The sequence below is a fragment of the Bradyrhizobium arachidis genome, assembly GCF_024758505.1.
GTDB lineage: Bacteria > Pseudomonadota > Alphaproteobacteria > Rhizobiales > Xanthobacteraceae > Bradyrhizobium > Bradyrhizobium manausense_C.
In genome coordinates, this window is the sequence record NZ_CP077970.1 from 8,217,429 (window position 1) to 8,235,842 (window position 18,414).

4 protein-coding genes are annotated in these 18,414 nt (G+C 61.1%); all 4 read right to left on the reverse strand.

What is annotated here, in order from left to right:
* Window positions 1-6 precede the first annotated feature (6 nt).
* A complete protein-coding gene (locus KUF59_RS38160) occupies window positions 7-8,325 on the reverse strand; it encodes a neuraminidase-like domain-containing protein (RefSeq protein WP_258767887.1) in 8,319 nt (2,772 codons plus the stop codon).
* Window positions 8,326-8,380: 55 nt separating this feature from the next.
* A complete protein-coding gene (locus KUF59_RS38165) occupies window positions 8,381-8,725 on the reverse strand; it encodes a hypothetical protein (protein WP_258767888.1) in 345 nt (114 codons plus the stop codon).
* 87 nt (window positions 8,726-8,812) lie between these two features.
* Window positions 8,813-16,765 (reverse strand): SpvB/TcaC N-terminal domain-containing protein, encoded by a 7,953-nt coding sequence (locus KUF59_RS38170; RefSeq protein WP_258767889.1) that lies wholly within the window; start codon window positions 16,763-16,765, stop codon window positions 8,813-8,815.
* 764 nt (window positions 16,766-17,529) lie between these two features.
* Window positions 17,530-18,408 carry a M48 family metalloprotease gene (locus tag KUF59_RS38175; protein WP_258767890.1) on the reverse strand — a complete coding sequence of 293 codons (879 nt, stop codon included), beginning with the start codon at window positions 18,406-18,408 and terminating at the stop codon, window positions 17,530-17,532.
* Window positions 18,409-18,414: the final 6 nt, after the last annotated feature.

Sequence of the window (18,414 nt, forward strand, 5' to 3'; positions counted from 1 at the left end):
AACAGCTCAATGACCGATGGTGCCGCCGCCGAGGCCCATTGCCGTGTTCGCGCCGAAGCCCGAACGAGCGAGCGCATCAACGTTCTGTGCGAGGGTCGAGTTCAGGCCGGCGCTGCCAATGATGTTTAAGCCGCCCTGGACCTGATTCAGGCCGCCTTTCTCAACGCTAGCCGTACCGACGATCACGGTCGCGTTTCCCGCCCCGATGCTGCTGCCCGGATGGATATCCACTGTCGACCCACCCAGGGCGATGGCAGATCCGACTTCGGTGGACGGAAGAATCGTCGCGTCAAGGCGTCCCAATGGTCCTACGAGTTCGCCGTCGAACAGCAGGCCGGTCGCAGGGTTTACCAACCAATCTTCTCCTGGTTTCACCTTCACGAGCGACCTCGGATCGATAGGGCCGGACCAGGCCTGATCGCCCGGGGTAGGAACGGGCCACTTCCGTGGAATCTTAGGCTTAACTGGGATTTCCTTCCACCAGTCTGGATCCATCCAACCAGGATCTGGTTGGGGAGTGCGTGTCACCCATTCCTGCCACTCCTCGATGGTCCGCTCGGCGACGCTTGGTTCGACGAAAAGAGTGTGCCTGTTGTCCTGGTAGAACAGCGGCTTCATCAGCGAGGCAATTTCAGCGAGGCCGCTTTCTATGGCCTCTTGGACGGCCGCCGGATCGCTGGCGGCGATTGATGCGGCACTTGGGGCGCCGAGTGTAATGTTGTTGTCACAAAGAAGGATCGTGTACGAGCCGCTCTCCTGATCGAGGATGCTTGGCGTTTCAGGGGTCAGAGTATAACCCGACTGACCTGTCGTTATCCGGCTGTTGAAGGTGACCTTGAAGCGCCCGCTCCCCGCGTACTGCGTGGCATTCACAGTGTTTGCGCTGTACGGATTTGCTGGCGCGCTGCTGAACGTGGCCTTCTCTGGGATACTGTTTCGGCCGGCGAGGTAAAAGGACTGATCGAAGGGCGCGCGAAGGTGTATGTACACGCCGCGTTCTTCGCCGTTGTCATACGGCTCCTTGCTCACGTGAATGCCAACCATTCGAGGCACGATAGGAAAAGAGAACGTCCCCAGATCGCCTTGATCCACTTTGAACGTGCTGTCGGCCCTGAGCACCTGATCGCCGCCAGAATGGAGCCCACTGGATTCTCGAATCGTCCACTCGCCTCGCACGTATTCGCTCCAGTGAAGGTGAGCTTCCAGCTCAGACTCAGCGGCTTCAATACGGACAGAGTCCCCAGCCTTGATTGTACGCGCCTCACCGCCGGTCTGCTTGGGCCTCTCGAGGAACGTGACCCAGAAGAGGTAGAGACGATCACGCCAAACTACGGGAGCGAGATGATCACCTTCGATCTCGGCAGTCACCGGCTCCCACGGCGTCCACATCTGGTCTGCGTAGCGACGGTAGAAGTACTTGTGCGGTTCGCCGTGCGTTCGCCCAATAACGTGCAGCGTATTCGGCGCTGGGTCCGTTTTGTCCTCGAGATGCATGGCCACGATGTCCAGCCGCGCGAGTTCCTCGAGCTTCCTCAGGTAGGTGAGGAACGCGTCCTCGACGAGGTCGTTGGATACGTCGCCCTGCATCAGCGCACCCTCCAGATCGCTGAAGAGGTGCGTCTTGTCGTCGCGGAACTCCGGCTCGAGCCAGTTCTCTGGGAACAGGAAAATCTTTCGGTTCGCTTCCCAGACCCGGTAGCGCTTCATCCACTCCCATTGCTTGCCATTGATGAGCGCCGCAGGTGGAACGTTCGCTTCGAGATTGAGCAAGCACCGCTGGATGAACAGCTGCACGGACCCAATCGCCAGCCGGATGCGCGACGTCTGCACGACCGGCTCCATGCCGGGGTCGATGAGAAAGTACTCGTAGAGCTGCTCGATGCGAGCAAAGCCGCGCTGATGCATGACGTGATTCACCAAGGCGTCACGTTGACGCTGGCGAAGCTTGTCGAAGATCGGCTGTGCAAGACGCTGCCACACCTCGGGCTCAAAGCGCGCCTTGATGGCTTCCTTCAGGTCCCTCGCCACCGCGAAGCGCTGCTCTTGGGTTGCCCCAGCACCGGCAATTCGGGTCCAGCCAGCCACCGACGCAACCGGGACGCCGAAACGTTCGACCACCTCCAGCGCATACCACAACCGCCCCAGCGGCACTTCACTCGCGAACGCCGGCGAGGAGGCAAGCACCCTCGCGGCGGCCTTGACGGTGGCGTCATCCCGGCGCACGAGCTTTGCGATCGCCGAGTAGACCTTGTCGATGTCGCCGGTCTGATTGGTTTCGAACACGCCGATGAGATCGTCTGTGCCGCCGGCGGTCGCGCTCCTAATCCTCACGTACTCGAGCATTCGCAAGAACTGGCCGAAGAGGTCGGCAGCCCCGGCAGGAGAATCATCCACGACGACGGTGGGCATCTTCTTGAGGTCCAAGTTGCCGAAGTCACCCGCGTGGGTCAGCAAATAGCGGAGTTCGCGCTCATTCAGACCTAAGCCCTGCGCGAGACCGAGGGCCTTCGTCAGCAAGTTCACGGCGCGCTCGGCACCGCTAAGCGTAGTAATCGGATAGAGCGCAAGCTGGGACAGGTTGTCCTTCGGGCTCGCCTCCCCCTGCACCAGGATCCGCGCGTCGCCGCCTCCCAGGTTTCGCAGCTTGACGGTGAATCGGTACGGACCCCCCGGCTTCAGTTCGATGTACTCGTTCGGCTTGTCGCCCAGCACCGCACCGTCCGCGGCCGCCGCGCCGCTCCAAAATAGGCCCCCAGGCAGGTGCTCGAAACGGACCTCGACCGCTCCGTTCTGTTTGTCGAGCGCAACGAAGAACCGGTACGCGCCGGCGGCGCGCACTTCGAGGTAGCCATCGAATGTCGCGCTCCTCGCCGCCACGGGTCGAATCAGATTGTTGTTCTTGTCCTTGAGTCCAGTGTCGGCGTCTGGAAAGACAAGCGAACTAAGGGCTACACCGGTCCCGTCCGTCGAGGCGAAGAAGTCCACGCTCAGTCCGCGGTCGCCGGACGCAGACAGGGCCGCGAGCAGGGACTGCGTGCCGGCACCTCCCGACGGAACCAAACCGAGAAGGCGCACATCCGTTAGCAGTGATTCAGCGAGCACCGGCTCGGCTGCCGTATACGCGGTCAGCGCTTGGACCACAAATTGTCGGATCAGGCGCTCTTGCAAGAACGGCAAGAAGGCGTTCGCGAGCCGCGTACGTTGTTGCCGAAGTCGATTCTGCTGCTGAACCTCTGTCAAACCGGCAGGTGCCGGTGCGAACAGCAACGGAAAGTCCGCGGCATCGAGGAACCCGGTCGCGGGTTGAACATTTGCGGCTTGCTTCTGGAGGTGCTTCTCGAAGAAGGCGCGCGCCTGCTTCTCCACATCGTCCAGCAAATCGCTCAGAACCGCCGACGGCACGTGCGGGTTCGGTGGCACCGGTTTTGGCAACCGGGCCCGCAGCGCTGCCTTCTCGCCGGGGTCGAGCAGCACGCCTCGATACGTGAGCTTCTGCTCTTGCCGCACTCCGCTGTAGACGACCTCTCTGAACGCGGGTTCGCCGCTGAACCTCTCGACGTTGAGCTGATTGGCGAGTGCCACGGGCGATTTGGTGGCCGTGAACTCCGCGGTGCCGTTAATCATCGCCAAAAAGCGTTCGACCACATCGGGAGGCAGGACCAGACCGAGCTTCTGCCGCAGCACTTCCTCGCCCATCGCACCGGGATCCACGGGAATAGCGTTGTCGGAACGTATCGCTCGGATGCCGTCAGACAGCGTCTTCAAGAGCGCCAGCGTGCTTTCCCGGTTCGGGCGATACTTGCCGGTCTCGTCGAAGCGGTGCCTGAGCAGGTACTCGAGATCCTCCAACTTGAACGCGGTGTCCTTGACCTTCTCTCCGACCTCCACGAAACGTAGTGTTTGGGAGAAGGGATAGTCCTCCTCCAGCTTCGTTAGGGGATCAGCATGAAGCGCCTTGAATGGGTCAAGGTCGGAGAATTGCTTGAGAGCAATCAGCTCTTGCACCGACAGCTTCAACCCCTTCGCCAGCAGACCGTATCGGTACAGAAGCGAGACGTGGTCGAGCGACAGCGCGGCCGTATCCAGGGACTTGCTGGCATCCTCAAGGATCCGCCGCACGTCGTCTGGAGTGAGGCCCAGCGCGCCCTGCAGCGCCAACAGGTGCCCCTTGATGAGTAAAAACTCCTTGCCCTTCGTCTGCGCAGCATCGAGCAACCCGGGAAGGTTTGGGTTCGGCGACAGCGCGGCCAGCGCCGCCTTTTCGGCATCGGTGAGAACGCCTTGGAACGAGAGATGCTGAACCTCCTCAATGCCGTCGTATGCTATCTGGATTTTCGGCTCACCTGCGAACGGCGCCGGGTCGATCTTATCCGCCACCTTGACGTTCTCGAGCTGGACCTCGAACTGGCGCTTCTGTGCCGCTGTGGCGATCCAGGCCGCTGACAGGTAATGACCGAGCGGATGGTCGAAGACGTCGTCGGTCTTCAGAACGGCGCGGTTCAAGAACAGCTGTTCGTAGAGCGATTTCTTCCCGGTCGTCGGGAAGTTCGCCCACAGCATCGTCAGCTTCACACGGCTCTGCTTGCCTACGCGAATCTTGTCATCCAGCGCCTTAAGGTGCGCGAGATAGATCAGCGCAGTCATGAGCGGACGCTTTCGGAGCGTCGCCTTCTCGAAAGGCGCGTTGGTAGGCATGAAAGCACAAAGGGCGCGATCGGTCTCCTCGATGGTCCACCCCAGCTTCCGCCAGAGCCGCACAAACAGATTGAGCTTCAAGAAGGCGATTTCGTCCACCGCATGGCCGTCGGCGTAGCGCAGGACGGTGGAGTCGAAGTCGCAACCGGCATCCGGATCCGCAAGCACCAAGATTTGATCGAACGGAATGCCCTGCAGCTCGGCGTTGATCTGCACAACGGGCAAACCAAACTTCTTGCTGAACTCGTCGAGCAGCCCCTCGAAAGCCTCGATCTCGTTGATCGTCTGCCAGTCGTCCTGTGACAAGGCGTCGAAGCGCGCCTGCTTAGCGGCAGATAGCGCCGCCCGCTCCTTGGGGAGTCGCTGCCCTAGCGGCAATGCGGGGTCGAGAAGATCCTGGTTGTGGTCGTAGAGAGCTTTGTTATTGGCATCACGGCAGAGCCGGACACTGCTGATGCTGACGCGAAGCTTGTACAGCACCACGAGCTGATCCAGCCTCGGGTTGACGAAGGCCGTCTGCACGAGTTCGACGAGCTGCTTGTAAGTCACCCCCAGCCGACGCGACAGCGCCTTGGCGGAGTTGAGGTCGATCCGCTGCTTCGTGTCGGCATCAGTTGCTGCCGTCGTCGCCTCGGCCGCATTCTTGAACCCATAGAGTTCGTACCACTTCGCCAGAGGATCGGGATTCGTGAACAGGTCGATCTCAGTCGGCGACAGTCGCAACGACTCCAGGAAAATGCCTGCGCGATCGTAGACCTGCGCTGGGACGAAGAGGTCATCACTCGCACGGAGCACCTCGAGCACTCTCGACAGCGGCGTCTCGAAGTAGTCGCAGAACGCGCGCACAGTTTCGATCCACAGATCGAAGGGCAGCGTGAGCGGATACTTCGCATCGCGGACCTTATCGTACGCTTCGCGAATAATATTCTGAGGTTCCGCAAGGAGCTCGGGCGTGGTTGCGTCTCCGGTGTCGCGCGCCGCGGCGGCTTCGAGCCCGTCATGCGCGACGTAGTATTCAAGAATTTCGTTGACCAGATCGATGTATGGGAGCGCAGTGTTGGTATTCTCGCAGGTGAGCGGGATATATGGAAGGTCAGGCCGGCGCTCAATGAGCGCGTCGTAGGGCTTCTTGTACTTCGCGGTGTAGTCCTGACCGCCGTGCGCATCCTTCCAGCGAGCCAGAAAGTTCCCCCACACTTCCGGCTCGGCATCGACGAATTGGAGAATATCCACAAGATACGCCGCAGGACTGAGGACCGAGCGGCAGTGCTCGCACTCGCAGAAATCCATCGAGCCGAAGAGCGACTCCATGGTCGGGAAGTGCTTGATCAGCTCGTTCTTGGTGCTCTCGCGCACTTGCGCGGGTGCGGATATTCCGAACACAGGTAGTTCACTGTCGAGCTTCTTCGCGATGCTGAGCAGGTTGTATGTCACGCTGCTAACTTGCGTCGCCTTCCGGTACACAAGCCGAGACTCCGCTTGTGTGGGAACGGCCTTGTAGAGCTCAAGGTACTTCGCCGCGTGGAGCTTCATGAACTCCGATTCGGTGTACGCCATCACGTCATACGCCGACGTCATGCCGAGGGACAACAGAACGGGCATCGCCTCGTTGTTGGGCGTGATTTGGTAGACGCGCTGCAGCGCCGTAACGTGCTTCTCGATGGTGCCGAATTCGGCATCGGTGAGCCCTGCTCGTGCTCCGGCGTGCGTTTCGAAGAACGCTGCGGCCGGCGTCTGCCCTAGCCGGAAGCCCTGCGTCGCGGCGTTCTTGAGGAGCTGCACGGTCTTGTCCCGCGCGGCTCCGAGCCTGAACGAATCGGTTCCGTCGCGCTCGATTGAGCGCGCGACCACTTGGGTCGGGTAACTCAAACGCACCTTGCGGGCCATGTCCTCCGCCCACAGGTTGCGCCGTGCTTCGACGGTCGCACCGGCAAATGCGGGTGGAATCAAGGCTTCGAGCTGCTTCTTGTCGGCGTCCGTGAGGTTGTCGCGACGGTTCGCGGGAATTCCGGCCACAGCGTGGATTTCATCGACCCAAGGGCCGCCACGATCGAGATCCTTCTCGGCGAGCTCCGCGGGATCGCTCTTGTCCAAAGCTTGCTGGATACGGGCCGTCAGCTTCTCGCTGCCACCCGTGAGAAACGACACCTTGCCCTGGAGCTGGAGCTTGCGGACTTTCACATCGTCGAGCCCTTCCTTGCGTGCGCTGTCCCAAAGGTCGGTAGGCGCGCCTCGGTGGCTAAGGTACGCGGTTGCGAACTTCGCTTGATCTTGGTCGTTGAGCCCCGATGCCTTCAGCATCTCCGCGTACGTCGACCGCGACCCAGGGACTGCGATGGAGAGGCGAACCTTGCTCGCGAAAGTCGTGAATTGCTGCTTGAACTGCGCCACCGCCTGATCATCGAGCGCGACGATCCCAGCATCGCGAACCGTCTTGAGCGCACGCTCGGCGACGTCGGGTGCAACGTGGGCTAGCAGCAACTTGTCCGACGGCAGGCCAGCACGAAGGAGCCCGTACAACGCCTCGCCAGAGAGGCCCACGTCTCCATCCGCGCCCAGGCGCTGTGCCGTAGCCGCGCAGGTCAGTAGCCGCGCATCCCAGCCGGTGGCGCGGTTCAGAACAGTGAGGTCCTGCCGCTCGGCATTCTCCTTCGCGTCGGCTAGCTTCTTCAGGTCGCCTACGAGCGGTGCTACGTCTTCCGTAAGCCGCTTGTACTCCGGTGCCAACGGCTGCAGGGCGGCGGGTGCAACGAGATTCAGCGCGCGCCGCGCCTCTCCTGGGAGATCGTTCACCGGCTTCGAGAGCGGTATCTCATTGCCAGCACCATCGACGGCACGGACCTCCAGGCTGAGGGCCTTGCCCGCGGAATCGTACGCGAACGAGTACCGTCCCCCGGCGACGGTCGTAGTTTCCGCCAGCTTGGTGGCATTTCCCCCGAAGTCGCACCGGTACAGACGGAGCGTCAGCTTCTCGGCATTCAGGCCATGCTCCAGCACAACGCGACCCTCGAGTCTCTGCGCGGAAGGGGGCAAAGTGATCGGCACTTTGAGATCGATGATCTCCAAAGGCTTGGCGCCACGCACGACATCGGAGCTGGCAAGCGGTTTTTCGTCTTCACCGACCACCGAGACGCGCAGGTCAATTCGCCGAAGGTCGGGAAGGACGTCGTAGCGAATCGTGTAGCGACCTTCGCCATCGGTCGTATCCTCGCCGAGTCGTACGGCGCGCCCATCCACGACGTGGACAGCGAGAACTCGGACGCCCTTCAACGGCGCGCCGCTTTCTCGACGGACCTCACCGCCAACCACTTGGCTCGTAGGCCCAGCCGGTTGGTCCAGTAGGCCCCACTCCCGCAACAGCGCATTCAGCGCACCGGCGGTTGCAGAGTCGACTGCACCGCCCTCTCCGAGGTGCCGCTCTTGTTGGAAGATGGCAACTACCTTCCGAGTCGCATCTCCAAACGATTGCGCCTCGTACTCGCGCTGCAGCGCAGTCGCCAGCTCCCGGCGGGCCCGTTCGTCGTCACGAAGAACCGCAGTTCGCTCGAGGAGTTGCCGCAGTGCCTCCTGCAGATCGGCCACTTCGGGCCCCCTCATCTGCGGCCTTAAAGGGAAAGTGATGTTGTTCATGGCTTGGTCGCTCCTCGCGGGAACTACCCGCTCCCGTGCGTGCCTGACTTCTCGCTCACTCACGCCTGTGCTCGGCCTCTCGCCTGATCTCCAGGGGGATCTCCGATCCGTCTGGATTCAGCCAGTACAGAGCGCCGCGCCGTGCAAACTCCATCAGTCCATCGGAAGCCAGAGGCCTCTCGATCACGTTGCCCCGCTCTGGATTACTGATGGGGCCAATGAAGAAATAGAAGGCCTTGTCCTGTGCTTTCTTCGAGTCGACCACCATGCGCGGGCGCGGCCGCTCGTCCGCACCCGCAGCCAGGCGATAGTGGAGATAGAAATTCTCTCCGCGCTGTACGATGTACGGCCCCTCTTCGAACGGGACGTCTTGCAGCGCGACTCCAGGTTTCGATCCCATCGAACATGCTCCCAGGGCGAGCCAGCCCGTGCCGGCAAGCGTTAGCAGACTTCGTTTCACACTCGACGATCTCAGTCGGTTCACTCCTCAATGCGGGTACTGGCCCCAGGCATCCGCGGGATTTCCGGTGTATCCGCCCGTGCCGGCACCGGTTGGATCCGGGTCGCCGGGACCTGGGATGTAATTTCCCAGAAATGCGGCGGCTCGAACGGCCACCCTTCGCGGCAGCAGGAATCCGAGCAGGATGCCGAAGGTGTTCGCCACGATGTCCGTGGTGGAATCGAGGATGTGGTTCACCGTCCCTTGGGCGCGCTGTTCCGCCTGGAACGAACCCCGGTCGATCGGACTCTCATGGATCAGGCCGCCGATCCACAGCAGGACTGCACCGATGGGGCCCATGCGGTTGGCGAGCGCTGCATTAGTGGCGGCATGCCAGGAGTGCATGCCATTCTTTGCCGGATCCGAGGAAGAGCCGCGGGGATTCATCTTCCACACGATTGAATTGGCGTTCTCGATGTCGCCGGCGAGAGTTTTGGGGCCTTTGAAATTCACGCTGGTGCCTATCGGCGTATCCCACTTCTCGGCGACCACCTCCTTGAGGCCGATAATGCTAAGCGCGCCCAGGCCCATGTCCTTGAGGCCCTGGACGACGTTGTCGCTTTTCCAGGAAAAGATGCCGCCGATGCTCCTGATGGCGCCTGCCAGAATGTCCACGAGTCCTGCAAGTGGCGCGGCGATCAGCCCCGGCAGCCATTCGCGCATCCACTCGCTGGCGGCACGAAGACCGCTCACGATGGTCTCGAAGACTCCCTTGCCGCTAGCCTTGCTGGAGCCCGACTTCGCGGAAGACGACTTTGCGCCGGAAGACTTCGGGGCGGCGGCGGCAACGGCCGCCGCTCCGGTCATCGAGGATCCCGCCCCCTTCGGAGCGATAGCTACGCCTTCGCCCGCACCGCTTGCGCCCCGCGCCTGCAGATCCTGTGCCGCTGCCGAACGCGGCGCGCGTCCATCTGAATCGACCAGAGACGTTGGATGATTGACGACGTACGTATATAAGTTGAGCGACACCGCAATGGCGGGCACTGGCTCCGTCGGCTCGGCCGCCTTGCTGCGGCCCCGCTTCAGGCTCGTACTGCTCCCTCCAGACACCGGAATTCCGAGAGGATCAGCCGACGTCCAGCGCGCAAGCCACGGCGCACAGTAGCGTGCACCGTGATAAGTAAAGCCAGTTTCCTCATCTCTTTCCTTGCCCGTATATCGATAGCGCTTGAGGCTGACCTCGGCAACGCTGCGTCCAGCCTGTAACGAAGTCGTTCCGTACGGGTGGTATTCCTCGTACGCGATCAGCGCGCCGTCCTTGTCCAACTCCACACTGGACGAGCCGAGGTGGTTTCCGAGCTGGTATCGCTGCAGAGGCACGGGGCCATCGACCGCGTTTCCGTCCTGGATTGTCTGAGTTTCGACGAGCGCAATGCGCTGCTTATCGTCCAACACGTGCAGCGACTCTCGTGCAAGACTGATCCCGACTCCGTTGTACTCGCGATAGATCTCGAAGCCACCGAGGTACAACCGATCCTTTTTGCGCACGCCGTTCTGCGATTCGATGACCTTCCGTACGCGCTGACCGGCGCTGTTGTAGACGTAGTAAGCCGAGCCGCCGCCTCCTAGGTCGGCCTGCCGCAGATCATCCTTGAAGTCCCAGACCAAGGCCGCGAGACGCGGCATGGAGGTCATGTTGCCGTGGGGATCATGCGCGTAGGGCTCGACCTGATTGAGCCCGTTACCCACGGTGGTTCTCGTCAGCCGGTTGCTCTTCTTGCCTGCCTCGAGCAGGCTGTTCTCCTGGTAGTTGTAGCGGCGCGTCCAACCGGTACCGTTCGCGGCGTGGACGAGCGCCTCGAAATTGCCGACCGGATCGTACTCGTATCGCTCGGCGTAGTTGCGCAACGCCTGCAGATCGTTCGGATGTGCTCGATGGCCGACGAACGGGTAGTCGCGATAGTCGTCGTTCGGCGGATTGAAATCGAAGGTGTTCTGTCCGATGTGCTCGCGCCCCTCCGCTTGGATGAGCCGGTAGACGGCGTCGTAGGTGTACGCGCCCACCGGCTCGACGGTTTGGCCGGCTCGGATGATGGTCTTAAGCGCGGCGTCGTCGATCCGCGTGATGTTGCCGACAGGATCATACGAGTAGCGCAGGTCCTGCACCACCGAAGGATCTTTGAAAAGCTGCGATGCAGTCGCGTCGGAGGTTGCGGGGCGGGTCGTTTTCAGACGCGAGAGGCGAAAGGTGAGCGGGTCGTATTCGTACGTGGTGGTGGCGCCGTTTTTGTAATCGATCTGCACGCGCTGCCCCTTGGCGTTGTAGTCAACGTTCGTCACGAAGACAGTGGCAACGCCTGCACCGCGAAACCGCACATCGACCTTATCGAGGAGATTTGCCTCGTTAAAGGTCGACTGATAGACGCTTCCGTCCGGAAAGGTGACTATGAGCGGGCGGTTGAGGGCATCGAACGTCGTGCTGTTTGTGAAGGTGCCGTCTGTCGCCGCGGGGTTCTGCAGCCAATTCACGGCCAATTTGTAGTTCGGTAGCAAGTCGCGTTGTTGCTTAAGCAGATTGCCCTTGAAATCGTAAGCCACATTCGTGACCACGCCGGCGCGGTCGTAGCGTTGAAAGATCTGACCGCGGTGGTTGGCGGCATCGCCTTGGCCTTCGCCGTAGACCGTGCGCTCGGCAAGGCGCTCCGCACCGTTCTCCGTCACGAAGAGACCCGTGAGGCGGCGAAGCTCGTCGTACGTCATGCGACGCAAAAAAAGTCGGCTGTCCCAAGCGCGAATGGGCCTTCCGACCGCATCGCTCAGCATCCAGCGCTCACCTGCTTCCATGCTGGCTTGGCGAATCCGGTTGCCGAGGAGGTCGTAGTCGTAGCGCATGACGATGCGCCCAAGTTCGTCAACGATCGCGTTGCCCTGCGGGTCGATCCCCTTCTTGAAGGCGTCGCGCACCGCCCGCTGATTGCCCTCGATGTCGAGTTCCACGCGGGTGGCGTATCGTTCGTTGACAGCCGCACCGTTGCGCACGTAGTTGTTGTGAGCGAGCGTGATGAAGACGCGGCCAACGACATCGAGATGCACCGTGGTCGGCGTGTTCGCGTGCGCTTCGGCTTTTTGGGCCGCATCTCGCTCGGGCGCACCCATGGCGTTGTCGATTCGCTGCGCGTGCCACGTTTCCCAGTTCACGGGCTGAGTCTTGAAGTACTCACGAACGTAGCCCTTGATGTCTGGATCGGTGCGCGGATCTCCAGTTTGGTTGCCGCTTGGTCCGACAGTGTCGTTCACATCGAAAATCGTCTGCTTCCAGGGATCGAAGACAACTTTCGCGTAGTTGTGATTCGGATGCAGCGTAGCGACGACGCGCTCGATGGGGTCGTAGAAGAGCACGGGGCTGGCGCCCGTGTCCGTAACGTCAGGCTCGCCCTCGTAGAGGTAAGTCGCGCTGAAGAAGGGCTCGTACTGCTTGACGGGCTTGCCTTTGTTGTTGAAGACCGTCCGACCTGAGCCGACCCAGCGGCGGGGAGCATTTGCCGGCACCACCTTGCCTTGTCCGTCACGAACGAGATCGCCCGGGCGGATGTCTCCGCTGGGCAACGGCACTGGCGGCTGGCGCTGGGGCGCGTCGCCAGGCTCAGCCTGAATCTTCTTCTGGATCTCGCGACCAAACCCGTCCGAGAAGGAAAAGCTGAGCTGGATCTTGGTCTCACTGTCGCGCGCCGGTTCGAAGTGGGTTTCGCGCGCTAACGTACCTGCGAACGGGGGCTGCCCAGCCCGCTTGTAGCGATCGAGGTCATAAACGATGCGACTGGTCGCCTTGCCCAAAAACGTTGCCGCTTGTGCATGAGGATCGGCGAAGAAGGCTTGGAGGTTCGACAACGTCGGGTCCGCACTGAAGCCTTCCAGCAAGTCGCCGAGCGGCTCTCCAGGCTTGCCCATCACCGTGGTGGCGACAACCATCCCGAGCGCGTCGAAAGCCGACGCCGATCGGTTGCTATTAGCATCAATAACCCCTTTTGGTTGTAGAACGCGGTAGTCATTTATGGCCGCGACGGAGTTGCCGACCGGGTCTGTAGTTCGGATGACGAGCAGATCGTAGGCGTCGTATTCGACAATCGTCGTCTGGCCGAACGCGTCGGTAGCGCTCCGCGGAACGAAGAAGTGCTGGCGCGCCGCGCTCAACTCGGAGGCGAGGGTCAGCACGGGATTAGCCGTGTTCGCTCCCGAATCGAAGAAGACCTTGCCGGACGGTATCCACCAGTTCCCGTCCCAGGCGACGTATCCACCTTGATCACTGCCTTTTCCTTCGAGCAGTGCGTTCGGGTTCGGTAGCAGCGCCTCGTCGGGTTGACCGGCCTGCCTTCGCGTGAAGACCTGAGCAAGGAGCGAGAACGTCAGCGCCAGCTTGTAGGTCTCGCCCGGCAAAGCCTGCGACTCAACCTTGCCGAGCGGCGACAGGGTGCTCAGGTCGTCCTTGCGATAAAGCGTGCGCACGTGCTCGATGAGGCGTTTCTGCTTCTTGGTGACATCGGCCTTGAGTTCGTATGGAATTTCCGCCGCCGACGCGAGTAGGGCGAAGTTGTTCCCGAACCACTCCGCGAAGCTGAACCGCGCGCCCTTCGCGGGCGCGAACCCCGTCAGCTCGTAGCTTCGAGCCTCGGCTGCGAGAGGTGCGCGGTGATGCCCCGCTGTGAGAACTGCAGGGGGAATCTCGTTCTGCGTGTAGCTGCTCTCCGTGTACGTGATGAGCAGCTGAGACTGCTTCGCCTTGTCTTCCGCTGTCAGCGCCGGATCCGTCGAAGGCGTTCGACGACCATAGGCAACGGCGAGAGACTTCAAGACGTTCCCAAAGGGATCGACGTCGAGCGTGAGCGCGTGGCTGATGCGCGGGTCGGACGGATTGCGCTCGTAGTGGCTGCTGAGCACCTCGCGCGCATGGGCGAAGAAGACAGCATGCCGATTTTCTCCCCGCAGCTGCAGGCGCCGGAGTGTGAAGTTCTGCTCGACGACCGTGAAGGGCGTGGCCGCGCGCTTCTTCTCCTCAAGCGAAGAGTTGTGGGTCGCGTCGAGCGCGTACACCTCCTGGCGCAGCATCATGCCCTTGAGAGCACGGCACGCCTCGCGTTCCTCGTCGATGGTCAGACGCTTGGGCAGAACCGTGTCCGGAAGCCGCCGCTCCCTCGCCTCGTCGTCGGTGAGCCCCGGCTCTCGGTAGTACTCGCCGACATCCTTGTCATCGAGGAGGCCGGCGAAGAAGTCGGAGACGTGGTCTCGCCCTAGATAGATGCCCGTGTGAAACCAGGTCTTCGTCAGCACCGGTGGCACATGCGAAGCTGCATCGACGTTGGTAGCGCCTAGCTGCGCACCTGAGAAGGTCGCGAACTCTTCGGTGTCTTTCTGTTCGACCATTCCGAATCCACGAAACTCGCGCTCGACGCCGTCGAAGCAGCCGTGGTGGTACTTGTAGGAGGCGACGAAGCGATTACCACTGATGCGATCGAACGTCGTCATGCGTTCGACGACGTGCACCGGGAACGGCAGCCGCGTGATCCACGGCTTGCCCGCTAGTCTGTCCTCCAGATAGAACTTCGTGGAGGACGCGTATTCGACCTGCGTCTCGGCACCAAGGTTGTTCCTCGAGCGGACGAGCAGGTGAGGCTTTTGCCCGCCCATCAAGTCGATGTAGCGAATCGGGCGTCGCGAGTCGGCGGGCAGCGGCGATGACCAAACCAGGCACGCGGTTCCGTTTCCGAGCAGGTCGGCTGTTGATATCGACGATAGATTGTCGATGCGCTGGAAGGTCGGAAGATGGCGCGCTTTGCTCCAGCGGTTTCCCGACTGGTTGAAGTAGATGCGCACGCCGTCTCGATGCAGGTAGATGATGTCGGTCGTTCCCGAGCCGTCGATGTCGGCCAGCCGAATGCGTCGCTGCTCGAACTGATCTGGGTTATCGAACCATGGCGCGTTGTCCATGGTGACCTTGGCGCCGAAGCGGCCATAGCCGAGATTCGGCCAGTAGCAGACTTCGCCGTTCCGAATCCGCACCACGTCGGTGAGGCCGTCGCCGCAGAGATCGGCGAGGTAGATGGACTGCGTTTGGTCGGAGAGCACCAGACGTGGCCCGCGCTCCTCGTCGCGCGGCTGATGAACCTTACGAGCTGGGCCGAATCCGTCTTGCGCAAGGGATGGATGCCAGCTGAAGACGTTGTCTTCCGTGATGAGAACATCGGCGTGGCCGTCGCCGTCCAAGTCGATGAAGCGAAGATTTGGCTCGTTCCAACGAACGTTCGGCAGCTTGCTGAACGCTCGGAACGTATCCCAGCTCTCGTCTTGTGTCCGTTCGTAGAAGCCTGGGGCTGGGCCGGTGAACGACACCACATCGAGCTGACCGTCGCCCGATAGGTCGAGGAGCTGTGTCCCGCCACTCGCCATCGCGAACAACGAAGGCTTGGTGCGAACGACCTGCAGCGCTCCAAAACGGCCTTCTCCAAGATTTGGCTTGTAAAACCATGCCCCGGCCTGTTCCGTCAGGATTCCCGAAACGCCTTCGCCATCGAGATCAACCCATTGGTAGATAGAGCCGTCGACGCCGACCGGTAGATTCTCGGTCGCAGCGGCATCGAGGCACCGAATTTCATCTTGGATCTTTGCCTTGCTGTACTCGAAGGCGAGCGGAGGCAGGGCCCTCTTCAGATAGGTAATGTATTTGACGCCGTTACGTTCGACGACGACTTTGTCGTCATCGCGCACTAAACCGGACTGACTGATGGACTGAATGAACGACGCGAATTGCGTGCTGCCCTGGTGGCCGAGCTCGTCATCGATCGTCGGAGCCTTCGAATAGTCGAGATCCCTGTACTCGAACTCGATGGCGCGAACCAGGCAGGGCTCGTCGCCGAGTTCCGCAAGCCGGTCCTGATTCAGCTCGGCAAAGCGGTGGAACATCAGCACGCGACGGCACCGGCGGCACGAACGGATCTCGAAACCGGATCGATGCGATGAGAAGGCATCCGGTCGTACTGCCCACTTGCCGCCTGTCTTCCATGAGGCGCGAACAAGCTGGTGTTGCGCGTCTGCAGGCTGCCCTTGTGTGAGAGGAACCTCCTCGTAGTGGCCCTCGTCGTAATCGAACACGACCTCGAAGAGCCAGGTCGCCAGGGAAAGGTCTGGCTGAACGAGGCGTGAGACGCGATTGCCGTACTTGACCCGCTTGAGGTAGCGGTTGGCTGTGCGGGTGCGGTTGCGCTCGTTGGCCAGCGCCTGGTCGACCCCAGCATCGTTCTCGGACGCATAATCGTAGACGATCGCGTTACCCTTGTCGTCGTAGCTCGCGCAGATGAGCCAGGTGAAGACCCGCGTCGGATGCGCTGGATCAGGGCTAGCTGGATCGAAGATGCGAGAGTTGTTGTCGCGGCCGTATAGGGTCGTGACGTTCTCACGCGTGATCGAGCGCCAGTGGATCTCCCCGGTGGTTCGATTCGTCCATCGCTCGATGCGCGCGAAGAGACCCTCGACGCGCGGGCGATAGCGATGAATCGTGAAGCCCGGAGCGCCGACGTCATCCTTGGCCCTGCCACCGTCCGCCTCGAGAATAGGCACGAGGTCTTCCGCGCCGCAGAGGACGTAGACGTCCGACTCGCCGGCGTCGTCGTACTGAGGCAGCCCCTTCTCGGTCTTGCGCGTAATGGACGGGAGCGAGAGCGACCACCCGAAACCAAAGGGACCGTTGCCAGCCCCAGAATCATAGGAGAGCGAGAGCTGCGGCGTGAACCCCGCACGGCCGGGGCTTGTGGGGATCGGCACGGTCATCGAGCCGGTGCCGGTGACAGGGTTGGCGGCGAACTTCTCGCCCATCCCGCAGATGGCGCCGCCGCCCTTAGGAAGCGAGATGGATGGTAGCGGGCCGGTGCTGCGCGGTTGGCCGACGCTCGGCAAACGACTACTGCCGCCCGGGCGGTCCATTTCAGCTCTGCTCACGGACGCGTCGTGCATGTACGCACCCCGCGCGCTTCTCATCCTGGGATCGAAGACGTTAGGAAGCCGGAATTATGACTGCACAACCATCGCGTGAATAAATTAAACGCAGATTCTTTCATGAGAATGTTCTTTTGACAAGAGAAGCTTAGCGCGTAGGTTGTGCGGCAACTTGCCGCGAACCGCGAGTACCCCCTGCCTCGGGGGACGCTACAAGCATTGGACGCGAAGAGCAGGCGCGAAGGCCCGCCGGACGGCCCGCAACCGAAAAGCGAGAACGAGCGCTTCATGCGCTGCCTGGTTTGCGGTACCTTCGAGAGGCGGAATCTCACGACGTAACGGAGCACATCAATGCGCCGGAAAGCACGCAACTGTCACGCGGCGAAAATAGACTCCAAGACCGCTGCGGCACAAAGGCGCTACGAACGTTTTAGATCCATTCATTTAGTTTCGCGCGCAGTTACACGCCTGTTTCGCTGATGCTCGCGGCAGGGCACGATCTCCCGTCATCGGCGACATGGACCAGTACCATGACGGATCTGCGGTTATCGAAGTTTTGATTTGGAGAAGCACTCATGGGCCACGCAACCTCAAAATTCTGGAAGGCTGGGAAGACCTAGTCTTTGCTTCGGGTAGGAGCAGACCCACGCTTAAACTCCAAGTTTGGTGGAGCCGTTGCTCTCACACTGTGCCCTTCACGCGTAAGTCCGGCCGAGTATCGGGCTAGCGTCAAACCTACCCTCTCCGCCAGATCGCATTTTGACACGTGGCGGATAAATCCATTAACCCTGAGGCTCGAATGCAGCGTCGAGCTTCAACCAGCCCTTTCCGGGCACTTCTACAAGCAGCTTGTCGATTACCTGCTTAGCGAGATGATCTATAGTGTTCTCGTTCGTCTCTTGACCAGCCAAGTAGACCAGACGCAGGAAGCGAGCCACAAATTCAGGGTGAGCGCCTCCCGCGGTGATGCGAATCGGTTCGTTGTCCCCATCGCCGCTGTTGAAGATGATACCTACTCCCGGAGCCAATCGGTTACACGGAATTGGAAACGTCTCTGGACAGAGCTTCTGCCTAATGAGCGCATTTACAATTCCGAGTAGCATAGCGTAATCTTTCGGATCGCCGCGTTTCAGATTGCCGATCAGTCGCAGAGCGTATGCGTCGGCCGCGAGTTCTAAACGCTGTTGAGCGGGAACAAAGACGAGGTAGCCCGATAGTGGGTCCGCATAGTCACTGGTGACATGCTTGAGAGCGATGTGGCCGACCTCATGTGCGACGATCCATTTCAGCAAACGACGACGAACTTCATTAACCGTCGCCTGGGATTGCGAACGATCCATAATGTTGAGGTCAGAGGCTACGTTATCTACAAACCGCAAGTCGCATGTGATCGTGCGCTTAGCCGGATTCGCGACGCAACGATTGACGCGCTCATCGATAGAGGTGTCGGTGGAGTAGAACGTCTCAACGCGAAGTGAAAGCTGAACCGAGCCTTGGCGCAATAGAAACGTCGAAGTACGAATACTAGGTCCTGCGGGCAGGTTCAGCATAGAGTCGACCAACGCAACGAGATTTCCTGAACGCTTGGGCTGCTGCGAGATCGCGACCGAACTCCACCCGCTGAGCAGAAGACACGCAATTCCCAAAGCAGGCCAGCGCACTGCTAC

Excerpts from the sequence above, each read along its gene's own strand:
- KUF59_RS38160 (WP_258767887.1), bottom strand. The coding sequence starts at position 8,325 with ATGAACAACATCACTTTCCCTTTAAGGCCGCAGATGAGGGGGCCCGAA.
- KUF59_RS38165 (WP_258767888.1), bottom strand. The coding sequence starts at position 8,725 with ATGGGATCGAAACCTGGAGTCGCGCTGCAAGACGTCCCGTTCGAAGAG.
- KUF59_RS38170 (WP_258767889.1), bottom strand. The coding sequence starts at position 16,765 with ATGCACGACGCGTCCGTGAGCAGAGCTGAAATGGACCGCCCGGGCGGC.